The sequence below is a fragment of the Pseudidiomarina xizangensis genome (assembly GCF_052541995.1).
Genome location: NZ_JBOBQA010000001.1, coordinates 436,987 through 457,601, shown reverse-complemented (window position 1 = coordinate 457,601; position 20,615 = coordinate 436,987). Strand labels below are relative to the sequence as shown.

Sequence of the window (20,615 nt, the reverse complement as noted above, 5' to 3'; positions counted from 1 at the left end):
CATGAAAGCTCGTTTCACCCTTATCACGCTACTTGCCCTGCTCAGTGCGCCAGCCCTAGCAGCCCTGCAGACTGTCACCCTATCGGTGCCGGGCATGACCTGCGCGGCCTGTCCGTTCACCGTCAAGGCCGCCCTCAACAAGGTGGACGGTGTCTCGCAAGTCGAGGTGAGCTACCCCGAGCGTGAGGCTGTGGTCACCTTCGACGACACCCGGACATCAGTGAAGGCACTGACCCAGGCCACCACTAACGCTGGGTACCCCTCAACTCAAACTGCCACGGAAGTCGATCCGGAGTAACCTATGAAAAACCCTAAAACCCTGCTGCGAATGAACGTAAAATGAGTAATGACAAGCACCTGCATATCGCGGTGATCGGCAGCGGCGGAGCAGCCATGGCGGCCGCCCTGAAAGCGGTCGAGCGCGGCGCCCGTATCACCCTGATTGAACGCGGCACCATCGGGGGCACCTGTGTGAATACCGGCTGCGTGCCCTCGAAGATAATGATTCGCGCCGCGCATATCGCGCATCTGCGCAAGGAAAGCCCCTTTGACGAGGGGGTGAGCGCCAAGGCTCCGAAGGTAGACCGGACGAAACTGCTTCAGCAACAGCAGGCACGTGTCGAAGAGCTGCGTGACAATAAATACGAAAGCATACTGCGCGATCAGACGGCCATCACGGTGCTGAACGGTGAGGCCCGGTTTGTCGATGCCCATACCCTGACGATCCAGCTGAACGACGGCGGTGAGCAGACGGTCCATTTCGATCGCACCTTTATCGGCACCGGCGCCCGTCCGGCAGAACCACCGATACCGGGCCTGGCTGAAACGCCCTATCTCACCTCTACCACTGCGCTGTTACTGGAAACCATTCCCGAACGACTGATCGTCATCGGTGCCGGATTTGTTGCTCTGGAACTGGCCCAGGCGTTTGTGCGACTGGGGAGCAAGGTCACCGTATTGGCCCGCAGTCGCCTGCTATCCGGTGAAGACCCTACCATCGGTGAGGCCATAGACGCCGCGTTCAGGTGCGAGGGCATCGAGGTGCTCAGGCAGACCCAGGCCAGCCGTGTGGACTATACCGACAATGAATTCATCATGGACACCAATGCTGGCAACTTGCGAGCGGATCAACTGCTGGTAGCGACCGGCCGGACACCCAATACCGAAGCCCTGAACCTGGAGGGCATCGGCGTGGAAACCTCCCGTGGCGCCATTCAGGTGGATGAGCATCTGCAAACCACCGTTCCCGGTATCTATGCCGCCGGTGACTGCACCGATCAGCCGCAGTTTGTCTATGTCGCCGCTGCCGGGGGCAGTCGTGCCGCTGTCAATATGACGGGAGGCGAGGCTACTCTGGATCTCAGCGCCATGCCGGGGGTGATGTTTACTGACCCACAGGTTGCCACCGTTGGACTGACGGAAGCCGAGGCGCTTGAGCAAGGTTTCAACGTGGATACCCGTGTGCTCGATCTGGACAACGTGCCCCGGGCACTAGTCAATTTCGAGACTCATGGATTTATCAAAATGGTCGCTGAGCGTGACTCAGGCCGCTTGCTGGGTGTGCAGGCGGTGGCCGCGGAAGCCGGTGAGCTGATCCAGACGGCGGTGATGGCGCTAAGGGCTCGAATGACGGTAGAAGACATCGGTAATGAACTGTTTCCCTACCTCACCATGGTGGAAGGCCTCAAACTTTGTGCTCAGACCTTCACCAAAGATGTGAAACAGTTGTCTTGCTGTGCGGGATAATGACTCTATGAATAGAATCGATATTTAAATAGTTCATAAATTGAATATTCCATCTATTCTTGAAGTGTGAATCAAGACAGTTAACAGCAAATAAACGACAAAATGGTGGCGAAAAAGGTAGACCATATTGTCCTACGACCGGTACAGCTATTCCAGACACCAAGAAGCTTTCTTAGAACTGAACGGAGACTAACCATGATAGATTCTACATCTGAGACACATTCCACACCTAATAAACCGACTTGGGTACGGGCAATAGGTATAGGCATTGGCGTGTCTATCCTGACCGCCATTGTTGCGGTGATCCTGATGAAAGCCGGCATCTCACCATTTCCTCAGCCGCCATCGCTGGCCTTAGCCGAGACCCTGCTGGGACGCAGTCTGCCGATGCCGGTTGGTTTACTCTTTCACACCGCCTACGTAACTTTCTGGTCGGTGGTGTTCGTGCGCTATTTTCCACGCAAAAACCTGCTGACCGCACTGGCCCTGGCTGCCGCACTGTGGGTTGTCATCCTGGCGGTATTCTTTCCCATTGTCGGTTGGGGTTTCGCTGGCCTGGCGATCAGCCCCAAATTGATTGTCGCCTCTGCTATACCTCATATTCTTTTCGGCCTGCTCTTGTGGCTGCTGGACCGCTATTTTGCTAAGCCGTCTCAGACCTGAGCACGGAAATACACCATGACTAGAATCGATACTGAAACTCTGCAGGGTTTTCAGACCCAGGGCCATGATTTCGTTCTGGTCGACACCCTACCGGCCGACGCCTTCGCCAAGGAGCATCTGCCGGACGCCATCAACATTGTCTCCGATGACATTGTTGATGAGGCACCCCAGCGGCTTCCCGATAAGCAGGCCACCATTGTGGTGTATTGCGCCAGCGAGAGCTGAAAGCGGGCAGGCCTTGCCGCTGAGCGACTCGCCAGCCTCGGCTATCGCCAAATCATTCACTACGAGGGTGGCAAAAAGGCCTGGCTTGTGCTGGCCCTGCGTTCAGTCGCGCCGCTGCAATATTGACAAGTGCCCCACCGGGGTCACCACGCAAAACCCGGCGCGCTACAAACAGCTGAATGTCACCGACAAGGGGGTACGAGTGGCCAATTACCAACATACCACGATCAAGGCTTTGACAGAATTATTGAACATTTTGGGTCTACACGGTTTGGAGGAGGTACAGCCGCGACATATCTGGTCAGGCGCCAGTGCCACTTCCTGGCACCCAAACAGGCTGGAATGCCGTCAAATTTAACGCGAAATTTTACGGTTTTATCGGCCGGACCTTAATTTCTCCATCTTTTTTATTCCGCGATGAAACCACCCGATTGGCGTTCCCATAAACTGGCATACAGACCATTTTGCGCCAGCAATTCAGTATGCGTCCCCTGCTCAATAATTCGGCCCTCGTCCATCACCACCAAACGGTCCATAGCTGCAATCGTCGATAGACGATGCGCGATCGCGATAACGGTTTTACCTTCCATGAGTCGGTACAAATTTTCTTGAATTGCCGCTTCGACTTCAGAATCCAGTGCCGAGGTGGCCTCATCGAGGATCAGAATAGGCGCATCTTTTAACATCACACGGGCAATCGCGATACGCTGCCGTTGCCCACCGGAGAGCTTTACTCCGCGCTCACCAACATGCGCGTCGTAACCGCGTCGTCCGGCTGCATCTCCGAGATCGGCAATGAAACTAGTCGCTTCAGCTCGCGCTGCTGCTTGTTCAATCATCGCCTGATCGGCATCAGGCCGACCATAGGCAATATTGCCGCTTACCGAACGATGCAACAACGAGGTGTCTTGGGTGACCATACCGATTTGTGCGCGCAGACTGTCCTGAGTCACTTTGGCAATATTTTGCTTATCAATGGCAATACTGCCCGAATTAAGCTCATAAAACCGCAGCAATAAGTTTACCAGGGTTGATTTACCAGCACCCGAACGCCCTACCAAGCCGATCTTCTCGCCTGGTTTAATGTGCAAATTGAAATCACGTAGTACCGGCTTGTCATCGGAATAATGAAAATTGACTTGGTCAAAGACAACTTCACCTCTACTCACCTGTAACGGGGCAGCTTGCTCGTCATCTTTAATCACCTGTGGCACCGATATGGTTTTAATCCCGTCTTGCACAGTACCAATATTTTCAAACAACGCAGAGACTTCCCACATGATCCATTGACTCATCCCCCATAAGCGCAACACCAGGCTCAATGCGACTGCAATGGCACCGACGCTGATCAAGGCATCCACCCACAAGCTTATGGCCAACGCCGCGATACTGAACAAGAGTAATGAGTTAAGTACATACAGGCAGGTATAGAGCTTGGTGACCAAGCGCATTTGCCGGTGTACGGTACCAAGGAACTCATTCATACCCGCCTTGGCAAACGCACTCTCGCGTTGTGCATGCGAGAACAACTTCACGGTTTGAATGTTAGTGTAGCTGTCAACGATACGGCCGGTCATAACTGAGCGCGCGTCGGCTTGCGCTGCAGCGACCTTACCCAATTTGGGCACGAAATAGCGTAACAGCACCACATAACAACCAAGCCATGCCAGCAGAGGTAGTGCCAGACGCCAGTCGGCCGTCGCCACAATAACCACAGTACCGATGAAATACACACTCACGTAGTTAAGGACATCAAATAGCTTGATAACACTTTCACGCACCGCTAATGAGGTCTGCATGACCTTGGTGGCAATGCGTCCAGCAAACTCATCCTGATAGAACACCATGGATTGTTGCAATAAGTAGTTATGCACCAACCAACGAATACGCATGGGGTAATTGCCCAGCAATGACTGGAAAGTGACCAGTGAGTGCATCACCACGAGTGCGGGCAAAACAAGCAGAACCACCGCGGCCATACCGACCAAATACCATAGCTGATCGCCGACAAAGGTTTCTCGCGACTGTTCACTCAACCAGTCGACGATGTTGCCGATAAAACTAAATAACCAAACCTCAGTGATGGCAATGGCCGTCATCAACAGGCCAGCGGCAAAGATGTACAGCCAGGCGCCTTGCGTGTAATGCCGACAAAACGCCACCAGTCCTTTTGGCGGCTGCTCATGACTTGGCGGTGGAAATGGATTCAGGCGGTTTTCAAACCAACGAAACATAATTATCCTTAAATATCCTTTAGCTAAACCGCATTTCTCTGCCGGATCATCTAGCGGTTAACTTGTCACCCTTTAACCTCATAATAAACGAAAAAGGTACCACATGAACGCTATTTTACTGCCGTTGTCGGGTTTAAAAAGGATTTATAGAAAGAGTTCAGAAGGAAAAGGCCGGATTGCACTGGTTAGCTTAAAACCACCGCCAGATAAATAGCTAAACCTACTACTAACAGACTCCAGCCAAAGCGTTGGCGATGTGCTTGCCACCAGTTAAGAAAACGTTCACCGAACCAGTTAACCAGTAGAGCCAGTCCGTAATAGCGAATACCACGGGCAATCAAAGACGCCAGGAAAAAGAATAGGAAGGGATAGTTTGCACTGCCTGCTGCAAGCATCCCGATCTGAAACGGGACAGGTGTAATGCCGACCAACAGTAAAGTAGAAAATCCATGTTCGTCAAAGTCCTGCTGGAATTCTGAGAATTCTGAGGTAAATCCAAACCATTGAATGAGCCATTGCCCGGCGGTGTCGAAAAAGAAAACGCCGATAGAGTACCCTATAGTTGCACCGACCAGACATCCTGTAAGAGTGACGGTCGCAATCACAAACCAGCGCTCCCGTTTGTGTAGCAAAAGCGGGATCAGAACGAGTTCTAAGGGCACAGGCAAGATGATGGATTCCAGCAGTGAGAGCAGGAAAATCATCCATAAAATATGATTCGAATCGAGAATGCGTGCCAACCACTTGTTGGCACGCTTATTATCAGGCCGGGTCATTACTCGCCAAACGCACCTGCAGGGCCCGGAAATACAACTGGGCTTTCAAAACCGTCTTCACTGACACTGGCGACGCCAAAGAAGTAATTATCGATAACGATGTTCTCAAGGGTGTATTCAGTCACCAAACCGACATCACGACTAAACTCCCAATTTGGTGCATCGGTATGACGCCAGTAAACGCGATAACCGGCGATATGATCTCCTTCGTCGCCTGCGGCAGGTTGCCATTTAAGGGTTGTGCTCGGAGCTACTGCACCCGCAATACTCACCTCGGCTGGCGGACTAGGCGCCCATGCCATGCTGGCCAACGAAACCGCATTGAGTGCGGTAAGTTTTGCCGCATAGTCAAAGTTTACCCCCTCGAGTGTATCGCCATACTCAATACCATCTTCGACTCTCAAGTCCTGATGCTGGCGATTGTAGTTCTCATTGGTTTCCATAATACGAACGCCCGGATACCCCAAGTCATTGAACGGACGGTGGTGTCCGCCACGGCCAAATCGGTCAAGGCGATAAATCACCATGGTATCTAAGTTTGGAATATAACGATCGGCCATCCAGTCAATGTAACGCGCGAGGTTACGACTTGGTGAATCAACTTCACCACCGGTATAACGACGACTGCGAGCTTCATCGTCAGTCTCGTCCATGCGCGTACCTTCGGCAAAAATACGGGCGGTGGAATTATTGATAACCCCATTCACCCCCGCAATGTTGCCAATCATATCGTTGTTCAAGACGGCTTTGATGCGCCAACCGTCAGCCTGCGCTTGCTCTGCCATAATTTTACCGCCAAACAAGCCCTGCTCTTCGCCGGCTAACGCAGCATAAACAATAGTTCCAGCAAACTCATACTGGCTTAATACGCGCGCCGCTTCGAGTGTACCCGCCACACCAGAAGCGTTGTCGTTCGCACCGGGCGCATCCGCGGTGGCGTTCATCACGTCAGAAACACGTGAATCGATATCACCAGACATAATCACGTAACGGTTCGGATCAATTTTGCCACGTTGCACTGCAATCACACTCACTACTTCCGTTGGATTCGGAATGCGTGATTCACCGCTAATCACTTCAGACTGGAAGTAAACCTCTAAACAGTCGCCACAGGCCGCTGAAATTTCCTCAAACTCAGCCTTTATCCAACGCCGCGCGGCACCGATACCACGGGTATCAGACTCAGTTTCAGAAAGGGTGTGGCGGGTGCCAAAACTCACCAGCTTGGTAATATCCTGTTCGATACGCTCAGCAGAAACAGCTGCTGCGATCGCATGCAACTTTCCCTGGTCTTGATAATTGATAGTTTCTGCTTGCGCGCTCGTTGCGAGTGCAAGACCAAACAGACTCGATAAAGCAATGGATTTCATAAGTGAACCTCTTATTCACAATCTTCTGGAGTAAAGCGTAAAGTAAACAAATTTAGTTCGTTCTGATCTAAATAACGGAACTCAACAAAATCAGCTTCTTCCCGATAGAATTTTAATGCTTCGCCAGTGCAATACTCATGCAACATAGCGGGCTTAACTTGTTGTTCAAAATCGTTCTCATCATGAACAAAGCGATCAACGCGAATCAGCGTGTAATAGAAACGCATACCATAATTTACAACTTCAGCGCGATCAAAACGCGTCTGTTTATCGAGCAAACGCGGTAAATCGCGGTTAAGCTTACCGGAGAGTTCGAGTAGCTCTTGATAAAGGGCATTACGTTGTTTCGAGCTGTTTTTCTGCGCGGCACTATGCCATAGCCAACTTGCTAAGCTACCTATGATTAACACGACAAAAGCCGCAACCAGACTCTTTTTAAAAGTTACTGACATAAACTATTACCCTTTAAGTCACGTAGCAATCGATGGAATTTGTGATTTTGACTTACAAACATTCATGTATGTATGTATAATTACGTGCATCTATACAAGCTCATTAAGCTTTACGTAAAATTCAAATGAGGTAGTCATAACATGCGTCAACGTACCCTATCACCACTGGCCATCGCCGTCTTTAGTAGCGCGATGTTAATTGCCGGTTGCAGTGATGCAGAGCAATCTGCTCCGGCACAAGCTCAGCAACGGCAGACGGTTGGCGTGGTTACGCTTGCAACCCAGCCACTTGAGTTAACGACGACACTGCCAGGCCGAGCTACCGCTTATCGTAGCGCAGAAGTCCGTCCGCAAGTAAGTGGAATTTTGCAACAGCAACTGTTCGTCGAGGGTAGCGAGGTTGAGGCAGGTCAATCGCTTTATCGCATCGACCCGGCAATCTATCAAGCAGACCTCGCTTCAGCTAAAGCTGCCGTAGCTCAAGCTAAAGCAAGCTTGAGTGCGGCCAGTGCGCGGTTTAATCGGTTTCGTGACCTGTTAGCCGACAAAGCGGTCAGTCAGCAGGAATTCGACGAAGCTGAAGCGGCTTACTTGCAAGCTCAGGCCCAGTTAAAAGTGGCTGAAGCGCAACAACAACGTGCCGCGCTTAACCTTGACTACACAGCTGTAAAGGCGCCAATTAATGGTCGTATCGGTCGTTCAGTGCTCACCGAGGGTGCGCTGGTTAGTGTCGGGCAAAGTCAGCCGTTAACGACGATTCATCAATTGGATCCGATTTACATCGATATCCAACAAAGCAGCGAGGCGTATTTGCAGTTGCAGGAAGCGATTACCGCCGGCCGTATTCGGATCGATGCAAATCGTCAGGCCAGCGTAAAACTCTTTGCCAACGGCGGGGCTGAAGTTATCGCCGAAGGAAAATTGCTCTTCAATGAAGTAACGGTCGAGCCGTCAACGAGTTCAATCGCGTTGCGTGCCAAGTTCAATAATCCAGAACGTCGTATCCTACCAGGTATGTTTGTCACTGCTGAAATAGCGACTGGCACTCTAACTAATGCGCTACTCGCACCGCAAACGGGAGTCTCACGCGATCCACGCGGACGCGCAGTTGCGCTCGTTGTGAACGCTGATGGGCTGGTCGAGCAACGTTACATTGAAGTTTCCGAAACATCCGGCAGCAACTGGATCGTCCGCTCAGGTTTATCCGCTGGCGACCAGATTATTGTTGAAGGTCTGCAAAAGGTACAACCCGGTGCAACGGTAAAAACGGAAGAAGTGAAATAAACTATGGCCAAATTTTTCATCGACCGTCCGATTTTCGCCTGGGTTATTGCAATCATCATCATGCTTGCTGGTGGTCTCGCGGTAACGCAGCTACCGGTAGAGCAGTACCCAGAGATTGCACCACCATCGGTACAAATCAATGCGACGTACCCGGGGGCGACTGCTGAAACCTTAGAGGAAAGTGTCACTCAGCTGATTGAGCAAAACCTCAACGGTATCGATAACCTCAAGTATTTTTCCTCAACCAGTGACTCTGCCGGCAATACCAGCATCACCCTGACCTTCGCTGCTGGCACTGACCCTGATATCGCCCAGGTACAGGTTCAGAACAAGTTGCAGTTAGTCGTTCCTTTGTTACCGCAGGCCGTGCAAGATCAGGGGATCGTGGTGGCGAAGTCCAATAATTCATTCTTAATGGTATTGGCGTTAGTTTCTGATAATCCAGATTTTAATCAGATTGACCTCGGCGACTACATTGCCAGTAACATTCAGGATCCTATTGCACGTACCCCTGGTGTCGGTAATGTGCAATTATTTGGCTCGCCCTATGCAATGCGAATTTGGTTAGATCCACAAAAGTTGACCCGTTTTAAACTGACAACGGAAGACGTCGTTTTAGCGTTACGCGAGCAAAACAATCAAGTCGCCGCTGGACGTCTGGGCGGTACACCTGCCGTTGAAGGGCAACGTCTGACCGCATCAATCATTGCTCAAACGCGGCTTGAAAGTGTCGAGCAGTTCGAGCAAATTCTACTGCGGGTAAATAACGATGGCTCTTCAGTAACCGTAGCTGATGTCGCGCACGTCGAATTAGGTGGTGAGAATTATGGCACTATCGCGCGCTACAATCGTGAAGCGGCTTCGGGCTTAGCAATCAATCTGGCAACCGGTGCCAACGCGCTGGACACCGCCGCCGCAGTGAAAGAAACTGTCGCCGAGCTGGAACAGTTTTTCCCACCGGGCGTTGAGCTGGTGATTCCCTACGACACCACTCCTTTTGTCGAGATAGCCATCACCGAAGTGGTCAAGATTCTGTTTGAAGCAGTGGTTTTGGTGTTCCTGCTGATGTTTTTGTTCCTGCAAAACTTCCGCGCTACCCTTATCCCCGCGCTAGCAATTCCAGTGGTACTGCTCGGCACCTTCGGCATTATGTCGGCCTTTGGTTTTAGTATTAATACCTTGACCATGTTTGGCATCGTGTTGGCGATCGGCTTACTGGTGGATGATGCCATTGTGGTGGTCGAGAACGTTGAGCGCCTGATGAGCGAAGAAAAACTGTCGCCGCGCAAGGCCACGATTAAATCCATGAGTCAGATCACCGGAGCCTTAGTTGCGATTGGCCTGGTTATGGCCGCAGTGTTTGTACCCATGGCCTTCTTCGGCGGATCGACGGGGGCGGTGTACCGACAATTTTCCATTACCATCATTTCGGCCATGGGACTCTCGGTCATGGTAGCTATTATCTTTAGTCCTGCTTTGTGTGCAACTTTACTAAAACCTGTTGATCATGAAAAGCAGAACAAAGGTATCTTAGGCGCCTTCAATCGCGGTCTTAACCGGCTGATTGAGAGTTACACAACTTCAGTACAAGGCATTATTAAGCGTAGTGTGCGTTTTGTGGTTATCTATCTGGCGTTAATTGTGGTGCTGGGCATAATGTTTGTACGCATGCCCAGTTCCTTTATTCCAGACGAAGACCGCGGGGTATTTTTAACCCAAATGCAATTGCCAGCAGGAGCAACTCAGGAGCAGTCGTTTGACACCATGCAAAAAATTGAGGATTACTACCTTGATAATGCCCCCGGAATTCGCTCGGTATTCTCCGTAGTCGGCTTTAGTTTCAGTGGCCAGGGACAAAACTCTGGTCTGGCCTTCGTGCGCATGACCGACTGGTCTGAGCGCACATCACCTGAGTTACAGGTCGACGCTATTATTGGTCGCGCCATGGGACACCTCAGTCAGATCCGTGAAGCAATGATCTTTGCGTTTAATCTGCCTTCCATTCCAGCCCTCGGCAATGCCACCGGCTTTAGCTTGTATCTGCAGGACCGCGGTGGCTTAGGACATGAGGCTTTACTCAATGCGCGTAACCAATTGTTGGGTATGGCTGCACAACAAGAAGCCTTAACCGGGGTACGGCCGAATGGTCTCGAAGATACCTCGCAGTTTCGTGTGGAAGTCGACTTTCAAAAAGCAAAAGCTTTAGGTCTGTCGATTAATTCAATCAATGCAACGCTTGGCTCAGCGTTCGGTTCGACCTACGTGAATGACTTTATTGATCGCGGTCGGGTGAAACAGGTTTATGTTCAGGGGAATGCCCAAAGCCGCATGACTCCAGATGATCTCAAGCAATGGTATGTGCGCAACGATGAGGGTCAAATGGTGCCCTTCTCCGCTTTTGCCAGCTCAAGCTGGACCTTTGGACCGCAGCGACTGGAGCGTTATAACGGCGTACCAGCCATGAACATTCAAGGTGAAGCTGCTGAGGGCTATGCTTCTGGTGATGCCATGATGACCATGGAGCAACTTATCGGCCAGCTGCCAGCAGGCATCGGTTTTGAATGGACGGGAATTTCACTTGAAGAGAAAGCTTCCGGTGACCAGGCTCCGCTGCTCTATGCATTATCGTTGCTGATCGTATTCCTCTGTTTATCAGCTTTATACGAGAGTTGGTCAATTCCGTTCTCGGTCATGTTGGTCGTGCCTTTAGGTATTTTAGGTGCGGTCATTGCCGCAACCATGCGCGGTCTGGAAAACGATGTTTACTTTCAGGTTGGCCTGTTGACGACGGTTGGCGTGTCAGCACGTAACGCCATCCTGATTGTCGAGTTTGCCAAAGATCTGCAGGCACAAGGTAAGGAACTGCTTGAGGCAACCCTGGAAGCCGTGCGTCTGCGTTTGCGACCAATCCTGATGACCTCACTCGCTTTCACCTTCGGCGTTCTCCCCCTAGCACTATCAACAGGTGCGGGTGCGGTAAGTCGACAAGCGATTGGTACTGGGGTGATCGGGGGGATGCTTGGCGGCACCATCCTGGCGATCTTCTTTGTCCCGCTATTGTTCTATATTGTGCGACGAGCCTTCCCACCCAAGGTCCGCGAAGAGGACTAGTCGATGTACCTGATGTCATGCTATGGTTATCTCACATTTCTGGGGTAGCCATAGCTTATGATTTATCGATACTTCATTCTCTGTCTCGCTGCTGCCGCCCTACTCATGGGCATTCAAGCACCAAACCTACTTGCCCAATATCAACAGCGGCTGGCAGCACAGTACGCTGAGGCCATGGTCTATTATCAGCAGTATCAGGCCATCGCGGATACGTATTATAATGGCCAGATAAGTGGCCTGATTGAAGCACACGAAGAGAATCAACAACCCGCTTTTCAAGAAGAAGCAAAAATCATAAGCAATTTAGTTCAGCGGGTACAAACCTTCGAACAACAGCAACGTTATTTCCAAGCAGATTATCCAACCCAGCTTTGGTCGCTGGCTTGGCGGCATGATGAAGAATTAATGACGGGTACGCTGGAGCACTACAGTTTTAATGTACCGCTCAACCAACAAGCCATAGCAACCGGCGGGTTATTTGCTTTAGTGCTAGTGGTCATCATCGACACGTTAGGCGCTACATGGAAAGGAATGTGGCGCCGGCGGCGACGCCATCGTGGTTATACTAATCGTCGTTCTTAACGGAATACTCACCGTCAATAACCGAGCTGTCGTTTTGGTTGTCGCGTTGTTCACGCTGACGCTCTTGACGTTGCCGGGCATCGCGCTGCGCTTGTTGAGCGGCCTTATTAAATTGCCACACTTGCTTAATTTGACGGCGCTTCCGCCAGAGCATAGGTAACAGTAAAATCCATCCCACCAACAAGAAGATCAAACCTAAACCAAGAGCTACCAGCAGCATGATACCCAGTAGTAACCAACTCAGTACCACCATAAGTGGGTTGGCACCGGGTTGTGGTTTTATCTTTTCTTGCCATTGGCGAATATAAATCATCATAATTAACTGCTACTCACTGTTTATTTCGTCCTACTACTACTATTGAGGCCATAGAGCTAAATTACAAGGTTCGCGCACGTTTATCCTGTAACAATTTGAGAATAATGCTCGTCAGATTGACGATATTAAAAACCGTGCCAGACACGCTACCAACAATAATGGCATAGATCAGCCCTAACGACTCGGCAACTAGAAACCAGCGCCTGATGCGCTCAGGATCATTCAATTTTATTGAGCCAACGGTAAAAATGATCGACGAGGTATAAGCGATCCAAATTGACCAATGGCTTGGCTCATCGGAAAAAATAACAGCTATACCACTACCCGAAAACTGCAATGCAGCGATGGGAAATAACCATTCAATCAGCAGAAATACAATATTAAGTGCGACGAACCCCCACAACACCCATGGCCCCTGCCAGCGCAGTGCAATAAAGTTTCGCAATACAGCAATACCGGTAACGATGCCGCCGGCAACTGCATCTAGCATAAAAAAATGGATAGATAACGAGCCCAAAGCCAGCGCCGAAACTATCCGGTATCGATTCGCTGTCGGTTGCCGATAGGCAATAAAATTCGTTATTAAAGCAAAGAACCCAAAGAGTTCAGCTATAGAGATAAAGCCCAATTTCTAGTCCCTTCTAAACCCAAAAACGGCGGCCACCTTTCCAAGTCGACGCCGTTTAACGCATTGAACTTAGCCGTTACTGACGTTCTTCCGCCGTCGCATCGCGGATTGCGCGGAACTCGTTTCCTTCATACCAATTTGGCCAGCTTTCTGAGTTCGCTAACTCGTTACCGATCCAATAATACAACCAGAGATCCTGTTGCACACCACGTAAATCCCACTCAGGATCATATTCATCGGCGGGTTTATGGTAAGCAATTTGTACGTATTCGGCACGTTTTCCTTTACCGTACTCGACACCAAGCTCGACATGATCGTTACCACCTTTGGCATACAGCATAGGCACGCCACGTTTTGCTAGGTTGAAATGATCAGAGCGGTAAAATGAACCTGCTTCTGGCGTTGGTTCAGGTGCGACATAGCGATCTTGTTGCTCAACATACTTGGCTAAATACTCTTCCAACTCTGAATTACCATGCCCGACTACCACCATATCCTGCATCGGCCCATAAACGTTTAAGACGTCCATATTGATACCTGCAACAGCTTTACTCAGTGGTAACATCGGGTTATTCGCATACCAATTCGAGCCCAGCAAACCACGTTCTTCTGCAGTCACTAATACGAACACAACGGAGCGCTCTGGTTGTGGCTGGCTGGCATAGAATTCAGCCAACGCTAAAACCCCAGCGGTACCACTGGCATTGTCTTGCGCCCCATTGTAAATCTGATCATCACTGGTAATTGGGTTGATACCGAGATGATCCCAATGTGCCATATAGATGACATGCTCTTCAGGATTTTTGCTGCCCTCGATGTAACCAATCAAATTGGGCGAATTCAGGTACTCAAAGTCCGACTGAACGGTAATCGACATCGCAGTATTCAATGCTACAGGTGCAAAGTCTGGCTGTTGTGCCTGTTCACGCATATCTTCATACGATGAACCGACACGTGCGAATAATTTGTCAGCTGCCTCTTGCGTGATCCAGCCTTCAATTTGCGTGCGGTCCATATTTTTATTGTCACGTGCCAAATCGAATCGCACCGTTGAGCCACCAGCGATGACACCCCAGCCGTAACCTGCAGGTCCGGTTTCGTGAATCACGATGATACCGGCTGCTCCCTGCCGAGCCGCTTCTTCAAACTTGTACGTCCAACGACCATAATAGGTCATCGCGCGACCATTAAAGACTTCTTCATCGCCTGAATCGTAGCCCGGGTCATTTACCAGAACAACTACGGTCTTACCTTCAACATCAAGGCCTTGGTAATCGTCCCAGCCAAACTCCGGAGCTACAATGCCGTACCCGGCAAAAACCATTTCACTGGCGTCAAGACTGACGTCTTCCTGTACCCGTGGTGACCACGCCATCATATCTTGCTTGTACGAAAAAGCTGCCAGATCGCCATCACTGAAACTCATTTCCGACACACTGTAAGGTGTCATCTTGACCAACGGTACTTGCTGACGGTAGCTACCAGCTTCGGCGTCATAGGGTGTTAGCCCCCAATTGCTAAATTTCTTTTCAACAAATGCGGCGGTGAGTTCTTCACCCTTACTTGCTGGTGCACGCCCTTCAAACTTATCGGAGCTTAATGTTGCGAGATACTCACGATAGTTTTCGTTGAAACTATAAGGGTCGACTTCCATTTGCGGATTGGTCGATGTTTCGGGTTCACTCGCTGGCGAGCATGCAACAATAAGCAAGCTTGCGGCAAGTACCGAGAATTTTTTCATCGGTTGTTCTCCTGTTTTTCGCATTGTTGTAGTTGGGTGCCTTTCTGGATGTCATGGTTAGCAAAATATCCAGCAGGCATTTCTAGTGCGCCCCAGTAATTTACCTCAGGTCGATAGGCTGGGCAATTACGCGGATTTACGCTGGTACATGGACGCATTGTATAGATTTTTACGACCTTTAAAGATTGATCGAGATACGCGATATCAAGCGGAAGTTTGGTATTGAACATCCAAAAACCAGAATAGCCTGGACGTTCCCGCTCGTAGACAAACCACATGCCATGGTGTTCAGCGAGGCTTTCACGGTGCATTAAACCACGTTCACGTTTAGCGAAGGTATTGGCGATCTCCACCGTCATCGGCGGTTGCCCGACTGCGCCACAAAGTTTAACCACTTCATATTCACAGTTTGCGTCTTTCTCGGTGGAACATTCATTTTGTGCCAACGCACGTGGCGCCAGACTAAGCGAGACCCCAATCAGCCCAGCAAAAATGCAAGTTCGAATAAACACGAGCAGCAACCTTTTTAAACAGAACGGAGCACAAGTATGGCCTGATTCGGAGGGAAAAAAAAGCCAAAAAAGCCCCTTCCGGGGCTTTAAATTGGAGAACAAAGTGATAAACATGCACTAACTTTGCAATTATCAGTGGTGTTTATCCAGAGATATCCACAGTTGTCACCGTTTCATCTCCACTGACACTCACGTTTACTGTTCCGTTAAACGTTAGGTCATCGTCTGTCTCAGGATCGTCATCCGTCTGACAGCTCCACGCTGCAGTGTAATCACTCACCGCAACGTAACCGACAGAAAAGGTGTAGGCAGAGACGTCATCAAAATACACCGCTGCAACGGCATAGGGTTGATGTGTCTCTGCCCCACCCACATCCGCCAGGGTGGTGACTTCTAAATCACTTCCTTGATAGAAGTACACCACAGCTACTGGCTCTGTAGTATCGCTTGGCGCGACAGTACAAGAATTTTCAATAAGTAACGTTTCTGCTAGCGTGCCTTCAATATGGCCAACTTCAAGGTTGTTAACCAAACGAACACCACGTGGTTTCAAAAAGTAACCGGCTTGTCCGACCGGATTCACCAATGCTTGACGTAAGTCAAACTCGACGGTGTAAGCGACGTTACCGCCCGCATCCAGCGTAAGGCTGTCAAACTTAAGTTCGTTCGATGGCACACTCAACGGAATTTGTTCTTCGCCAACTTGCACGTATGAACCTTGCGCCATGATTAAACGCATTTGCCCGTAGGTACCCGCTGGTACTTCTACCCCAGAAATCAGCGCTGCCGAATCTGAACCTGTATAGTTCAACAAATCGATACCATGAGTATTCGGAACAGTATCGCCGCTGGCATCTTTACAAATGTCATTCGCCGCAACCGTATTCGCCGATTCACCTACTGTAAAAGTTAATGGGCCATCCCCATTACCTACCAATTCAACGGCGCTAAAACAGGCCACAACAGCATCGGCACTATCGACCGGAGCGTCACTAACCGCAAGCGAAAAGCGTGCTGTCTTATCCTCATCATCTGAACCACCGCAAGCGGTAAGAAGCAGAATAGACGAACCAACAAAAACATTACGCAACCAATATTTTATTAACATAGTTATAGCCCTCATGTTATACGATTTGTGTTATACAGAAGTATGCACCGTCTTGCAACAATGAAAAGCCCATTTACGGTGAATTTACATCTAATTTTTAATCACTTGCTTAATAATCAAGCGATTCGGTAAGCGTTCAGTAAATCGTCCGTTAAAATTGATCAAATGTCAGCGACAGCATAAAGTAGAGACTTGCCAATTCGGCGTTAACGCGAGTAAGGGTAAAACCAGAATGACAGAGCAAGGGCTTCGTGCTCAATCAACCCACCATTGCCGGATCGATCAACTCAAGCGTGTAACTGCTATTGGCGGCGGACATGGTTTAGGACGCGTATTAGCAAGTTTGCAATTTTTACAGAGTCGCTTGGTTGGTATTGTAGCGACCACCGATAATGGTGGCGCCAGCGGATTGCTGCGGCGTTCACATCAAACTATCGCCTGGGGTGATATCCGTAATTGTTTATCGCAACTCGTTGAACAGCCGCTAGCTGCAAATGTTCTAAACTACCGATTTACTGATGACCCTACACTTGCGGGTCATAATTTCGGTAATTTACTGCTGCACACGCTCAATCAGCTCAGTGCCCGCCCCCTCGATGGTATCCAACTGCTTAGCCGCCTACTCAACGTCAATACTCGGCTCCTGCCAATGTCTGAATCGCCAGTCGATCTGGTCGCCGATACTCAGGAAGGGTTGGAATGTTTTGGCGAGCTATTGGTCGATCAGCTACATCATATGCCGCAAGCCTTACGGTTATCCAAGCCTGTCACCGCTACACCAGAAGCATTGCGCCAACTCCGCCGCAGCGATCTGATCATTATCGGGCCCGGCAGTTTTCTGACGTCAATCATGCCGCCGTTATTGGTAGACAGAATTGTGGAAACCATCGCTTCTAGCAAGGCACCCGTGCTATTTATTGATAACCTGCTTCCTGAGTATAGCCCAGCGGGTGAATTACCGCTAAGCACACGCTTACAGTGGTTAACCGCAACCATTGGTCACGACATCATAGATTTAGTTATTACCAATAACGCCGATGGTGGGCTAACAAAACCACATATTAATCATATAAAAGCCGCTGCCGATGCTCCGCAGCGACACGATAAAGAAAGTTTACGCAGCGCACTTAATTTGGCACTTGAGCATCTCAGCGCCGCACGAAACTCAAATGAAGGGAACCAACTATGAAGAAAACCTTGTTAGCAGCCGTATTCGCCGTCGCCGGTCTTGGCCCGGTTCAGGCAGATACCCACTCACTCGGTCTCGACACGGATTATCGTGCGCTGACACCGAGTGTTGAGAATGTCTTGGGTTACCCCATAGGCTCTCGTATTTCCAGTCCTGCAGCAATGTACAACTATTTTCAAGCCTTACAACAAACGCATCCGGATCAAGTCAAACTGTTTAATTACGGTGAAACCTGGGAAGGTCGGCCACTCTACTATGTTGCAATTTCAAACGCTGAAAATATCGCCGAACTTGGTGACTATAGAGCAGGCATGCAGGCTTTAGCGAATCCGCAAAATACCAGTTCAGAGCAAGCAGAACGTCTGATTAATGAACTGCCGGCAAGTATTTGGTTGTCCTATGGTGTTCACGGTAACGAGATTTCATCACCTGAGGCCGGCATGTTGACTGCCTGGCATTTGCTTGCCGCAGATGATCAAGCGACACAAGACATGCTTAATAATACAGTGGTGTTTATTGATCCGGTTCAAAACCCTGATGGTCGTAGCCGTTTCGTCAGTCGCTACTATATGAATACCGGGATGGAACATAGCGCTGATCGAATTTCCGTTGAACACAACGAGCCCTGGCCAAGTGGTCGCAGCAACCATTACTTATTTGACCTGAATCGCGATTGGATTGCGCTCACCCAACCAGAAGTTGCTGGACAGGTTGATGCACTGTTAGAAACTTATCCGCTGATCTTCGTGGACTTGCATGAAATGGGCGGTGATCAAACCTATTACTTTACTCCGGAAGCCCGTCCGTATAACCCGCTTATCGCCAAGAGCCAACGGGAAGCATTGTGGACCATCGGTGAGAATAACGGCCGCTGGTTTGATGAACACGGTTTTGATTACTTTACCCGTGAAATTTTTGACGCATTTTACCCTGGCTACGGTGCCAGTTGGCCGCTGTACCATGGCACCCTTGCCATGACCTATGAAATGGCCTCCGCACGCGGACACAAGTTCCGCACCAAAGACGGTGAAATCCTGACCTACGGTGATGGTGTTCAGCGGCATTTCATTGCATCACTTTCCACTATAGAAACCGCCAGCAACCAACGCCAGCGATTGTTGCAGGACTTCTGGAATTATCGCAAGCAGGCTATCGAGCAAGGTAAAAAAAGCGATGAACGCTACGTTGTTATTGACAGCAAACAAGATCCTGCCGGAAGTAAACGTCTGGCAGGCCTGTTAACCCAACATGGCGTACAAGTGCAACAAAGTACGCAAGCCTTTGAGGCCTGTGGTAGTGACTTCAGCGCCGGTAGTTACGTCATCGACACTGCACAACCAGCACATTTCATGGTAAGAACCTTGCTGGATGAGCAAATTGAGATGGCGCCAGATTTTATTGCCGAGCAAAAACGTCTGCGCAGCAATAATTTGCCCGACCAAATTTACGATGTTACCGCTTGGTCCTTGCCGTTAATGTTCAACCTTGAACAACAACGCTGTGCTCGCTTGCCGCGGATGGAACTTAGTCAAGTTTCCGGCGAACTTATTGCCCCAGGGCAACTGAGCAACCCTGATGCGAAAATTGGTTTTGTCGCTGCCTGGGGCGACATGAACTCAGCTCGCCTTCTCACCGCAGCTTTGCGTGAAGGACTAACTGTTAAACAAAGCGACTTAGCCTTTACCTTTAAAGATGGCACCAGCTATCCAGCGGGTTCATTAATCTTTACCCGAGCGGATAACACTGATGATTTGAGTGCGCGTCTTACGGAGCTTGCTGTGACTTCCGGTGCCAAGGTTCACGGGGTGGACACGAGTTGGATTGTTGACGGTCCAAACTTCGGCTCAAACAATGTGCAACAGGTGCATGCGCCTCGTATCGCGTTAGCATGGGATGAACCCTTTAGCAGTCTCAACGCAGGTCACACGCGTTACCTGATCGAACGCCAGTTCGGCTACCCAGTTACTGCGATTCGTGCGGATCAGTTACGCCGTGCCGACCTCAGTCGCTATCAAGTGCTGATCTTACCCACCAGTTACGGTTCGCTAACGGAAACCTTTGGTGAACAGGGGCAACAGAATCTGACCCAGTGGGTTGAGCGCGGCGGTGTGCTTATCACCTTCGCAAACGCGACCAAGTGGGCAGTTGAAGCAAATCTGTTGGCTAGTGCGTTGGAAAAAGAGGCCAAGTCAAACGAGCTGGAAGTTCATACTGAAAAACGCGTCGACGGTTTATTGTTGAACAGCGCTGAGCATTTGCATCAGTACGTTAACGGTGCCGATACCGACCCTTACTGGACTTCTGGTGTGCTCACCAAGCTTGATGTCGATCAGGAACATTGGTTAACCGCTGGAGTACCAGAGAATGTCGTTAGTTTAACCGTGGGTAATCAAATCTTTCGTCCGCTAACCATCAATAACGGGCGTAACCTGATGACCTATGCTGGCGCCGACGAATTAGCCGTTAGTGGCTATCTATGGGCAGAGAACAAGCAACAGTTGGCACATAAGCCCTATTTAATGTGGCAGCCACGTGGCCGCGGGATGGTGATTAGTTTCACTCAGGAACCAACCTATCGTGCTTACCTGGACGGCTTGAACGTAACCCTGATGAACGCAATTTTCGGCGGTGCATCACACGCGCGTCCACTGCGTTAATCGACGCTGTTGAACGCTGAA

19 protein-coding genes are annotated in these 20,615 nt (G+C 50.0%); 10 read left to right on the top strand and 9 right to left on the bottom strand.

Annotation, left to right across the window (positions count from 1 at the left end; genetic code table 11):
• The first annotated feature begins 1 nt into the window (after position 1).
• From merP to ACQ5ES_RS02090, 5 genes are all read left to right on the top strand, one after another.
• On the top strand, positions 2 to 298 hold the full coding sequence (gene merP / locus ACQ5ES_RS02110) for a mercury resistance system periplasmic binding protein MerP (RefSeq protein ID WP_445014313.1): 297 nt from the start codon (positions 2 to 4) through the stop codon (positions 296 to 298).
• Between the two features lie 41 nt (positions 299 to 339).
• Positions 340 to 1,746: a mercury(II) reductase gene (gene merA / locus ACQ5ES_RS02105; RefSeq protein ID WP_445014312.1), complete on the top strand. Its 1,407-nt coding sequence runs from the start codon at positions 340 to 342 to the stop codon at positions 1,744 to 1,746.
• 273 nt (positions 1,747 to 2,019) lie between these two features.
• Positions 2,020 to 2,409 carry a hypothetical protein gene (locus ACQ5ES_RS02100; protein ID WP_445014311.1) on the top strand — a complete coding sequence of 130 codons (390 nt, stop codon included), beginning with the start codon at positions 2,020 to 2,022 and terminating at the stop codon, positions 2,407 to 2,409.
• A 15-nt stretch (positions 2,410 to 2,424) separates the two neighbouring features.
• Positions 2,425 to 2,634 carry a rhodanese-like domain-containing protein gene (locus ACQ5ES_RS02095; RefSeq protein ID WP_445014310.1) on the top strand — a complete coding sequence of 70 codons (210 nt, stop codon included), beginning with the start codon at positions 2,425 to 2,427 and terminating at the stop codon, positions 2,632 to 2,634.
• Entirely contained in the window at positions 2,555 to 2,992 is a 438-nt protein-coding gene (locus tag ACQ5ES_RS02090; protein WP_445014309.1) for a glutamate synthase-related protein, read from the top strand. The genes ACQ5ES_RS02095 and ACQ5ES_RS02090 overlap by 80 nt, the downstream gene beginning before the upstream one ends.
• A 49-nt stretch (positions 2,993 to 3,041) precedes the next feature.
• Here ACQ5ES_RS02090 and ACQ5ES_RS02085 read toward each other — a convergent pair whose 3' ends face one another.
• The 4 genes from ACQ5ES_RS02085 to ACQ5ES_RS02070 form a co-directional block, all read right to left on the bottom strand.
• A complete protein-coding gene (locus tag ACQ5ES_RS02085) occupies positions 3,042 to 4,868 on the bottom strand; it encodes an ABC transporter ATP-binding protein (RefSeq protein WP_445014308.1) in 1,827 nt (608 codons plus the stop codon).
• A 185-nt stretch (positions 4,869 to 5,053) separates the two neighbouring features.
• Entirely contained in the window at positions 5,054 to 5,644 is a 591-nt protein-coding gene (locus tag ACQ5ES_RS02080; RefSeq protein ID WP_445014307.1) for a YqaA family protein, read from the bottom strand.
• Positions 5,644 to 7,014, bottom strand: coding sequence for a M28 family metallopeptidase (locus tag ACQ5ES_RS02075; RefSeq protein WP_445014306.1), 1,371 nt, complete (start codon positions 7,012 to 7,014; stop codon positions 5,644 to 5,646). Before ACQ5ES_RS02075 ends, ACQ5ES_RS02080 begins: the two co-directional genes overlap by 1 nt.
• Positions 7,015 to 7,025: 11 nt before the next feature.
• Positions 7,026 to 7,466 carry a hypothetical protein gene (locus ACQ5ES_RS02070; protein ID WP_445014305.1) on the bottom strand — a complete coding sequence of 147 codons (441 nt, stop codon included), beginning with the start codon at positions 7,464 to 7,466 and terminating at the stop codon, positions 7,026 to 7,028.
• A 141-nt stretch (positions 7,467 to 7,607) separates the two neighbouring features.
• Here ACQ5ES_RS02070 and ACQ5ES_RS02065 point away from each other — a divergent pair, with 141 nt between their 5' ends.
• From ACQ5ES_RS02065 to ACQ5ES_RS02055, 3 genes are read left to right on the top strand one after another with little or no spacing between them, the layout of a single operon-like run.
• Entirely contained in the window at positions 7,608 to 8,750 is a 1,143-nt protein-coding gene (locus ACQ5ES_RS02065) for an efflux RND transporter periplasmic adaptor subunit (RefSeq protein ID WP_445014304.1), read from the top strand.
• A gap of 3 nt (positions 8,751 to 8,753) precedes the next feature.
• Positions 8,754 to 11,861, top strand: a complete 3,108-nt coding sequence (locus ACQ5ES_RS02060; protein WP_445014303.1) for an efflux RND transporter permease subunit — start codon at positions 8,754 to 8,756, stop codon at positions 11,859 to 11,861.
• A gap of 57 nt (positions 11,862 to 11,918) precedes the next feature.
• A complete protein-coding gene (locus ACQ5ES_RS02055; RefSeq protein WP_445014302.1) occupies positions 11,919 to 12,443 on the top strand; it encodes a DUF2937 family protein in 525 nt (174 codons plus the stop codon).
• Here the strand turns inward: ACQ5ES_RS02055 and ACQ5ES_RS02050 are convergent.
• The 5 genes from ACQ5ES_RS02050 to ACQ5ES_RS02030 all read right to left on the bottom strand — a co-directional run bounded on the left by ACQ5ES_RS02050 (position 12,427) and on the right by ACQ5ES_RS02030 (position 16,748).
• Complete coding sequence (locus ACQ5ES_RS02050) at positions 12,427 to 12,759, bottom strand: LapA family protein (RefSeq protein WP_445014301.1); 333 nt, start codon at positions 12,757 to 12,759, stop codon at positions 12,427 to 12,429. The two genes, ACQ5ES_RS02055 and ACQ5ES_RS02050, sit on opposite strands and share 17 nt — an antisense overlap.
• A 61-nt stretch (positions 12,760 to 12,820) precedes the next feature.
• Positions 12,821 to 13,387 carry a YgjV family protein gene (locus ACQ5ES_RS02045; RefSeq protein ID WP_445014300.1) on the bottom strand — a complete coding sequence of 189 codons (567 nt, stop codon included), beginning with the start codon at positions 13,385 to 13,387 and terminating at the stop codon, positions 12,821 to 12,823.
• A 76-nt stretch (positions 13,388 to 13,463) separates the two neighbouring features.
• The gene (locus tag ACQ5ES_RS02040; RefSeq protein WP_445014299.1) at positions 13,464 to 15,128 is read right to left on the bottom strand and encodes a M28 family metallopeptidase; all 1,665 of its coding nucleotides are present in this window, start codon (positions 15,126 to 15,128) and stop codon (positions 13,464 to 13,466) included.
• Positions 15,125 to 15,640, bottom strand: coding sequence for a DUF192 domain-containing protein (locus ACQ5ES_RS02035; RefSeq protein WP_445014298.1), 516 nt, complete (start codon positions 15,638 to 15,640; stop codon positions 15,125 to 15,127). Before ACQ5ES_RS02035 ends, ACQ5ES_RS02040 begins: the two co-directional genes overlap by 4 nt.
• A gap of 142 nt (positions 15,641 to 15,782) precedes the next feature.
• Entirely contained in the window at positions 15,783 to 16,748 is a 966-nt protein-coding gene (locus ACQ5ES_RS02030) for a DUF4382 domain-containing protein (protein WP_445014297.1), read from the bottom strand.
• A 232-nt stretch (positions 16,749 to 16,980) separates the two neighbouring features.
• Here ACQ5ES_RS02030 and ACQ5ES_RS02025 point away from each other — a divergent pair, with 232 nt between their 5' ends.
• Together ACQ5ES_RS02025 and ACQ5ES_RS02020 are read left to right on the top strand one after the other, a co-directional pair.
• Positions 16,981 to 17,937, top strand: coding sequence for a gluconeogenesis factor YvcK family protein (locus ACQ5ES_RS02025; RefSeq protein ID WP_445014296.1), 957 nt, complete (start codon positions 16,981 to 16,983; stop codon positions 17,935 to 17,937).
• Complete coding sequence (locus ACQ5ES_RS02020; protein ID WP_445014295.1) at positions 17,934 to 20,594, top strand: M14 family metallopeptidase; 2,661 nt, start codon at positions 17,934 to 17,936, stop codon at positions 20,592 to 20,594. The genes ACQ5ES_RS02025 and ACQ5ES_RS02020 overlap by 4 nt, the downstream gene beginning before the upstream one ends.
• Positions 20,595 to 20,615 lie beyond the last annotated feature (21 nt).